Origin of the sequence: Aestuariivirga sp. (genome assembly GCF_044238155.1) — a bacterium.
Lineage (GTDB): Bacteria > Pseudomonadota > Alphaproteobacteria > Rhizobiales > Aestuariivirgaceae > Aestuariivirga.
This window is the reverse complement of the sequence record NZ_JBIIDX010000160.1, coordinates 1-7,737: the sequence shown is the minus strand read 5'-3', so window position 1 is coordinate 7,737 and position 7,737 is coordinate 1. Positions and strand designations below refer to the sequence as shown.

Genomic DNA, 7,737 nt, shown 5'->3' with positions numbered 1-7,737 from the left:
TGGCTGATGACAGCACAGCAACCGAGCAGGCCGCTGCCAAGGCGCAGGCGGCCGGCGAAACTCCGGATGCAACGAGCGCGGAGGAACTTGCCGAGGTGCTTGCCATCGATGCCCGCGAGCTGGAAACCGCCCAGCTGCGCGAAGAGGCTGCCCAGCTGAAAGACCGGCTGCTGCGCACCGCCGCCGACATGGACAATCTGCGCAAGCGCGCCGAGCGCGAGAAGGCCGAGGCCATTCTCTATGCTGCCACGAACTTTGCCCGCGACCTGCTGAGCGTTGCCGACAATATGCAGCGTGCACTCGCGTCCATGCCGCCTGACGCGCGCGAAAAGGCCGACGAGGGGACCCGCAACCTGCTGGCCGGCGTGGAGATGACGGAACGCGAGCTGCTCAGCGTGTTCCAGCGCTACAACATCCGTAAGGTCGAGACAGTGGGGTCAAAGTTCGACCCCAACGTCCATCAGGCGCTGTTCGAGATGCCCACCAGCGATCATCCGCCGGGCACCGTGGTTCAGGAGATGCAGTCCGGCTTTGCGATCGGCGAGCGCTGCCTGCGGCCTGCCATGGTTGGCGTTGCCAAGGCCGAAGGCTGAACGCCGGAGGCCATGTTCCGTTCGGTTTGATACAGGTCACGGACGTGGGATGGTCCGGGCGCTAGCCTGTGCGTGCTTTGAGAGGAGCGTGGCACATGGCAAGACAGGGCGAGGTTGTGTGGTCCGAACTGATGACCACGGAAATTGACAAGGCCAAGGCCTTTTACGGCAGAACGCTGGGGCTCACCTTCGAGGCCCATGATCCCACGGGTGATGGCAATTACTGGGTCGCCATGGCGGACGGCGAAGCCGCCTGGGGCCTGATGGACATGACCTCGCGGCCGGAAAGCCCCACCGGCTGGTTCACCTATCTCGCCGTCGATGACGTCGATGCCCGGGTGGCGGCGGCGGAAGCGGCGGGCGGCAAGCTGCTGGTGCCGGTCTTCGACGTGCCGTCGGTTGGCCGGATCGCCGTGTTGCAGGACCCGACCGGAGCAGTCATCGGCTGGATGAAGCCGGTAGACCGTTCAGCAGCCTGAGCGCCTTTTTGGCTGCATCAATGCCGGAGAAGTGCGCGCCGTGTACGGTGGAGAAGAACGGGATCGAGCAATGTTCGCCCGCCAGCACGATCTTGTCCGCCACCGGCTGCGAAAACAGCAGCCGGGAGGCGGCCCGCCCCGGCTTCGCATGCGAGTAGCCGCCCAGCGTGAACGGGTCTGACGCCCAGTGGGTGCGGAGCGTCCGGACTATGCGTTTCCGGATGCCCGCGCCGAAAGCCTCGGTGAGTGCATCCAGGGCCACCGCCATGATCTCGGGATCGCTCAGCTTCTCCATTTCGCGCCCATGGGAGCCGGCCAAATGGGAAACGAGCAACGGGCGGCCAAAGGGGTTTACATAAAGGTTGAAGGGCTGTCTCGCGGCGTCTGACAAATCCACCACATCGCCGTGCAGATGTTCGATCCCGGCGACCGGCCGGTCGAGGAGCATCGCCAGCTTTTCCGAAACGCCCATGGGGCAGTCGTGGAGGGCCTGGGTCAACGCGTGCGGCAAGCCGGGCGTGAAGCGGATGAGCCCGGCGATCAGCACATTGACCGGCACAGCGAGAATGATGGCGCGCGCGGTGAGCGTGCCGCGCGCCGTCGTGAGCTTCACCTCCGGCCCGGACCAGTCGACGTGGCTGACGGGCGTTGAGAGCCTGACGCCAAGGCTTTCGGCGTGGCGCTTCACCAGCGTGCCGAAGCCATCCTCGACCGGAAAGTCGCCGCCCTCGTCCTCATAGCGGGCGGAGTCGAGCGTCGAGCAGTCCTTGGGATCATGCGAGGTGATCTGGCCGATGAGCAGCCGGAGGAGCGGGTTCCAGCGGTGGCCCGGTTCCATGAGATCCGAGAAGGCCACGTCGCCGCCCGCGGTACCTGCCGTCTCGATCCGCGCCAGCACCTCGCCGATATAGTTCCTGGCCTCCTCGACGACGGGCGCCAGGGCAGGACCGCCTGCTGCATAGAGCGTCCAGTCCTCCCATGACGTATTGTCATCGTAGCGAGCGCCCAGACCGTCGGCGATCCTGGTGAAGGGGTTCTGCGCCGCCGCATGCAGCCAGTGCGCACCGCAATCGAAGGGAAGCCCGAGTGTCGCCGTGTCGGTGTAGGCGCGACCGCCGGTCCGGTCGCGCGCCTCAAGCACGACAAAGCTGCGGCCCGATGTCTGCAGGCTCAGTCCGGCGGCAAGCCCGGCGGCGCCCGCCCCGATCACCGCGACGTCATAGTGGCTCATGCCCAAGCTTGTGTCATTCCAGGCTTGCTCGGGCAAGCCGTTTCCGGGCATGGTCCTGCAAAGCATTTCAAGCGCATAATGGAGGCTCGACCATGAAATCCTGCAAGCTGATCACGGGCGGTGAGGCTTATGATGGAAAGCAGGGGCTGTCCTGTTTTTCCGGCATCTCGGCGGAGTCGGCCGGCTCCGAGAAGCTGTGCATGCACATCGTGACCATACCGCCCGGCGCCTCCGCGCGGCCGCACTATCATGAGGCCCATGAATCGGCGATTTTCGTGCTCGAGGGCTATTCCGAGATGCGTCATGGGCCGAACCTTGAACACGTCATGCAGATCAGGGCAGGGGATTTCTGCTTCATTCCGGCTGGCGTGCCGCACCAGCCCTATAACCCGACCGACCGGCCGGTCCGGGCGGTCATCTCGCGTACCGATCCCAATGAACAGGAAAGTGTCGTCCTGCTCGACTGAAACAGGTGAAAATGCGGAGACGGGCGGCTTGATAGGGCAGACCCCCCTGCCTATATACCCCTCGAACGCGGGGTAGCTGACGCGAGTCGGCACAACCCCGACCATATCGAAATCAGGAGGCGGACTCCCCTCTCAGGGGGTGTCGGGCGGGCGCCGTAAAGGGCCTCCCCCAGTCTGCCTGCCAACTGGAGGATAACTATGGCGAAAGTGATTGGCATCGACCTCGGCACCACCAACTCCTGCGTGGCGGTGATCGAAGGCAAAAGTCCGAAAGTGATCGAGAATGCGGAAGGTGCGCGCACCACCCCCTCGGTCGTGGCATTCAACTCAGATGGTGAAACCCTGGTCGGCCAGCCGGCCAAGCGCCAGGCCGTGACCAACCCGGAGAACACCTTCTTCGCAATCAAGCGGCTGATCGGCCGCCGCTTTGACGACCCAATGGTCGCCAAGGACAAGAAGCTCGTTCCCTATTCCATCATCAAGGCCGACAATGGCGATGCCTGGGTCGAGAGCCGGGGCAAGAAGTTCTCGCCATCGCAGATCTCGGCCTACACGCTGACCAAGATGAAGGAGACCGCCGAGCGCTATCTGGGCGAGACCGTGACCCAGGCGGTGATCACCGTGCCGGCCTATTTCAACGACTCGCAGCGCCAGGCCACCAAGGATGCCGGCAAGATCGCCGGCCTCGAGGTTCTGCGCATCATCAACGAGCCCACCGCGGCCGCACTGGCCTATGGCCTCGACAAGAAGGAATCCGGCACCATCGCGGTCTATGACCTCGGTGGCGGCACCTTCGACGTCTCGATCCTCGAGATTGGCGATGGCGTGTTCGAGGTGAAGTCGACGAACGGCGACACCTTCCTCGGCGGTGAAGACTTCGACATGCGCATCGTTGACTATCTTGCCGACGAGTTCAAGAAGGATCAGGGCATCGACCTGCGCAAGGACAAGCTGGCCCTGCAGCGCCTGCGCGAGGCAGCTGAAAAGGCCAAGATCGAGCTCTCGTCATCGGCCCAGACCGAAGTCAATCTGCCCTTCATCACGGCGGATGCCTCTGGCCCGAAGCACCTGACGCTCAAGCTCACCCGCGCCAAGCTTGAAGCCCTGGTTGACGATCTCATCCAGAAGACGATCGAGCCTTGCCGCGCGGCGCTCAAGGACGCGGGCGTCACTGCTGGCCAGATCGACGAAGTGGTTCTGGTCGGCGGCATGACCCGCATGCCCAAGGTCATCGAGACGGTGAAGCAGTTCTTCGGCAAGGAGCCGCACAAGGGTGTAAACCCGGACGAGGTGGTGGCGATCGGCGCAGCAATCCAGGCCGGCGTGCTCAAGGGCGAGGTGAAGGACGTTCTGCTGCTCGACGTGACCCCGCTGTCGCTTGGCATCGAAACGCTGGGCGGCGTGTTCACGCGCCTCATCGACCGCAACACCACGATCCCCACCAAGAAGAGCCAGGTGTTCTCCACCGCTGACGACAATCAGACGGCGGTGACCATTCGGGTCTTCCAGGGCGAGCGCGAGATGGCGGCCGACAACAAGATGCTGGGACAGTTCGACCTGATGGGGATTCCATCCGCGCCGCGTGGTGTGCCGCAGATCGAGGTGACCTTCGACATCGATGCCAACGGCATCGTCAACGTGTCAGCCAAGGACAAGGCGACGAACAAGGAGCAGCAGATCCGCATCCAGGCGTCTGGCGGCCTTTCCGATGCCGACATCCAGCGCATGGTGAAGGAGGCGGAAGCCAACGCCGCCGAGGACAAGAAGCGCAAGGAACTGGTGGAAGCCAGGAACCACGCCGAGGCCCTCATTCACTCCACCACCAAGTCGCTTTCGGAGTTCGGTGACAAGGTACCGGCCGCCGACAAGTCGGCGATCGAGACTGCCATTGCCGACCTGAAGTCGGCCCTGGAGGGCGAGGATGCCGATGCGCTCAAGGACAAGACCAATGCGCTGGCGCAGGCTTCGATGAAGCTGGGCGAGGCGATGTACAAGTCGCAGCAGTCGCAGGCTGAGGCTGATGCCCGTCGTGACGCCGGGCAGGCCTCGGGTGCGGGCGGCGATGACGTGGTCGACGCCGACTTCGAAGAAGTCAAGGACGACGACAAGAAGGTCTAGCTCCGCATGCAAACTGCAACCCCGCTTCACGTGGCGGGCTCCTGTGGGGGCTCGCGGCGCGGGGCGGGGTTCTGCTATATGTTGCTTCCCAATGTCTTCCGTCCCCTGTGGAGCCGCCTGTCGGCGACTGGGGCGGCAATCCCTGAGCGGTATTGAACCATGGCCAAACGCGACTACTATGAGCTTCTGGGCGTCGGCCGGTCGGCCGACGAGAAGGAACTCAAGGCCGCCTATCGCAAGCTTGCCAAGCAGTATCACCCGGACGCCAACCCGGGCGACAAGTCGGCCGAATCCAAGTTCAAGGAAATCAACGAAGCCTATGACGTCCTGAAGGACCCGCAGAAGAAGGCCGCCTATGATCGCTTCGGGCATCAGGCGTTCGAGGGCGGCATGGGCGGCGGCCGCGGCCCCGGCGGTGGTGCTGGCTTCGGCCCGGAATTCAATTCCTCGATGTCCGACATCTTCGAGGATCTGTTCGGCGACTTCATGGGCGGTGGTGGCGCTCGTGGTCGCCGCGGCGGCCGTGGTGCCGGCGGCAACGGCGGCGCAGCGCGCGGGGCCGATCTCCGATACAACATGGAAATCGGTCTCACCGAGGCCTTCACCGGCAAGACCGCACAGATCCGGGTGCCCTCATCGGTTTCCTGCGAAACCTGCAATGGCTCCGGCGCCAAGCCAGGCACCAGCCCCAAGACCTGCACGACCTGCGGCGGTCAGGGCGCAGTGCGATCGCAGTCCGGTTTCTTCACGGTGGAACGCACCTGCCCCAGCTGTCAGGGGCGCGGCCAGGTGATCTCGGACCCTTGCGGATCCTGTGGCGGGCAGGGCCGTGTCACGAAGGAGCGCATGCTGTCGGTCAATATCCCGGCCGGCGTTGAGGACGGCACGCGAATCCGCCTTGCCAATGAGGGCGAGGCGGGGGTGCGCGGTGGGCCATCGGGCGATCTCTATATTTTCCTGTCGGTGAAGCCGCATGAATTCTTCCAGCGCGATGGCGCTGACCTGTTCTGCAAGGTGCCGGTGTCAATGACCACGGCAGCGCTGGGCGGTGAGATCGAGGTTCCGACGATCGACGGCAAGAAGGCGCGGGTTGGAATTCCGGAAGGAACCCAGACCGGCAAGCAGTTCCGCCTGCGCGGCAAGGGCATGCCGGTGCTGCGCTCCTCGCAGACCGGCGACATGTATATTCAGGTGGCGGTGGAAACACCGGTCAACCTGTCGCGCAAGCAGCGAGACTTGCTGCGCGATTTCGAAAAGGAAGCGCGCAACAACAGCCCCGAGTCCGAGGGTTTCTTCGCCAAGGCCAAGGCCTTCTGGGATGGGTTCGGGACCTGAGTGGTCGGAGGACTTGCTCTAGTCGACCTTCTCGCCAGGGTAGACACCCCATAGCTGGGTCTGTTCGACATAGCCGTCATAGCCAGCGGCATTGAGCTCGCACCAGCGGCCGTCGCAGCTGTCGACATCTGCAACCACGCCAGCTCCGAGCTGGGCAACCAGCCGCGCATCTGTGGCGGGCGCCCTGTGGATGGGCACAGTCTGGCCCTTCTTCCAGGGTGCGATGACGGCGGTGCGCTTGCCCGCCAGCATGTTCTGCAAGATCCAGCCTTCCTCGCCATCGGAATCGCGGACCCTCCTCCAGGTCTCGAACTCGGCGACGATTTCGACGGGCAGGCCCTTGCGCTGGAACACCCAGGCTACGGGATGGTCGCTGGAGGGGCCGCGCCGCACATTGACCTTTTCGGCCTTGAGCGACACGAAGCGTGGAATCGGCAGGCCTGATGGGCCGATGGGTCGGGGGGTGTCCTCCCCGACCGAGCCGGTGATGTCTCCGGGACCGGGCAGGGGTGCAGTTGGCGTACGCATGCCAAACACCGACCAGATTGCGGCTGCAGCGATGCAAATACAGGCCAGGCTCAGGGCAACAGAGCCTATTCGCCGCTTGCCGGCGAAGCGAAGTGACATGATTTACCGGTTCTCCCTAGGCACTTTGCCAGTTTACACCACTGATCCTTACGTGCAAACGGAGGACCCGCCGGTCAACTCCGTTCCCGGACCGGTGACAAAGTTGATCGGGCCGGGTTAAGAATATGTTGAGACTCCGCCGCGAAGCCAGGATTACCGCATGAGCAAGCGCAAGCCACTTGTCGTCGTCACCCGCAAGCTGCCCGACGTGGTCGAAACCCGCATGATGGAGCTGTTCAACACGCGCCTCAACGCGACCGACCAGGCCATGGGCCGCGCGGAACTCGTCGAGGCGGTCAAGACTGCCGAGGTTCTGGTGCCGACCGTGACCGACCGGATCGACAAGGCGGTGCTGATGCAGGCGGGCGAGCAGCTGAAGCTGATCGCCAATTTCGGCAACGGCGTTGACAACATCGATGTCGAGACGGCGCTGTCACGTGGCATCACCGTCACCAACACGCCAGGCGTGCTCACGGAGGACACGGCCGATTTCACCCTTGCGCTGATCATGGCGGTGTCCCGCCGCATCATTGAGGGTGCGCAGGTCATCGGCGCCGACAACAGCTGGGCTGGCTGGTCGCCGACCTGGATGCTCGGCCACCGCATCGGCGGCAAGCGTCTCGGCATCATCGGCATGGGCCGCATCGGCACCGCGGTTGCCCGTCGCGCCCGGGCTTTCGGGCTTCAGGTTCATTATCACAATCGAAAACCGGTTCATGCCAGGATCGAAGAGGAGCTCGAGGCAACCTACTGGGAAAGCCTGGACCAGATGCTGGCCAGGATGGACATCGTCTCGGTCAACTGTCCGCATACGCCGGCGACCTATCACCTGCTATCGGCGCGTCGCCTCAAGCTGATGAAGAAGGAAGCGATCATCGTCAACACGG

At 63.9% G+C, this 7,737-nt stretch carries 8 protein-coding genes; 6 read left to right on the top strand and 2 right to left on the bottom strand.

Annotated features, from left to right (window positions below):
- Both grpE and ACILRN_RS14450 read left to right on the top strand, forming a co-directional pair.
- On the top strand, positions 1-593 hold a 593-nt coding region (gene grpE, locus ACILRN_RS14455; protein WP_395689452.1), incomplete at its 5' end, for a nucleotide exchange factor GrpE.
- 95 nt (positions 594-688) lie between these two features.
- Positions 689-1,072, top strand: a complete 384-nt coding sequence (locus tag ACILRN_RS14450; protein WP_395689450.1) for a VOC family protein — start codon at positions 689-691, stop codon at positions 1,070-1,072.
- Here the strand turns inward: ACILRN_RS14450 and ACILRN_RS14445 are convergent.
- Entirely contained in the window at positions 1,032-2,303 is a 1,272-nt protein-coding gene (locus ACILRN_RS14445) for a flavin monoamine oxidase family protein (protein WP_395689448.1), read from the bottom strand. The genes ACILRN_RS14450 and ACILRN_RS14445 overlap by 41 nt on opposite strands.
- 92 nt (positions 2,304-2,395) lie before the next feature.
- Here ACILRN_RS14445 and ACILRN_RS14440 point away from each other — a divergent pair, with 92 nt between their 5' ends.
- The 3 genes from ACILRN_RS14440 (at position 2,396) to dnaJ (ending at position 6,223) form a co-directional block, all read left to right on the top strand.
- A complete protein-coding gene (locus tag ACILRN_RS14440) occupies positions 2,396-2,770 on the top strand; it encodes a cupin domain-containing protein (RefSeq protein WP_395689447.1) in 375 nt (124 codons plus the stop codon).
- Positions 2,771-2,968: 198 nt separating this feature from the next.
- Positions 2,969-4,888 (top strand): molecular chaperone DnaK, encoded by a 1,920-nt coding sequence (gene dnaK / locus ACILRN_RS14435; protein WP_395689445.1) that lies wholly within the window; start codon positions 2,969-2,971, stop codon positions 4,886-4,888.
- A gap of 159 nt (positions 4,889-5,047) precedes the next feature.
- Entirely contained in the window at positions 5,048-6,223 is a 1,176-nt protein-coding gene (gene dnaJ / locus ACILRN_RS14430; protein ID WP_395689443.1) for a molecular chaperone DnaJ, read from the top strand.
- 18 nt (positions 6,224-6,241) lie between these two features.
- Here dnaJ and ACILRN_RS14425 read toward each other — a convergent pair whose 3' ends face one another.
- Positions 6,242-6,850, bottom strand: a complete 609-nt coding sequence (locus tag ACILRN_RS14425; RefSeq protein ID WP_395689442.1) for an SH3 domain-containing protein — start codon at positions 6,848-6,850, stop codon at positions 6,242-6,244.
- Between the two features lie 160 nt (positions 6,851-7,010).
- On the opposite strand from ACILRN_RS14425, the gene ACILRN_RS14420 reads away from it, so the two are divergent.
- Positions 7,011-7,737: 2-hydroxyacid dehydrogenase (locus tag ACILRN_RS14420; RefSeq protein WP_395689440.1), on the top strand; the 727-nt coding region annotated here is incomplete at its 3' end.

What these genes read in the sequence shown, in the direction of transcription:
- ACILRN_RS14440 (WP_395689447.1), top strand. Translation starts at nt 2,396, where the DNA reads ATGAAATCCTGCAAGCTGATCACGGGCGGTGAGGCTTATGATGGAAAG.
- ACILRN_RS14425 (WP_395689442.1), bottom strand. Translation starts at nt 6,850, where the DNA reads ATGTCACTTCGCTTCGCCGGCAAGCGGCGAATAGGCTCTGTTGCCCTG.
- dnaJ (WP_395689443.1), top strand. Translation starts at nt 5,048, where the DNA reads ATGGCCAAACGCGACTACTATGAGCTTCTGGGCGTCGGCCGGTCGGCC.
- dnaK (WP_395689445.1), top strand. Translation starts at nt 2,969, where the DNA reads ATGGCGAAAGTGATTGGCATCGACCTCGGCACCACCAACTCCTGCGTG.
- ACILRN_RS14445 (WP_395689448.1), bottom strand. Translation starts at nt 2,303, where the DNA reads ATGAGCCACTATGACGTCGCGGTGATCGGGGCGGGCGCCGCCGGGCTT.
- ACILRN_RS14450 (WP_395689450.1), top strand. Translation starts at nt 689, where the DNA reads ATGGCAAGACAGGGCGAGGTTGTGTGGTCCGAACTGATGACCACGGAA.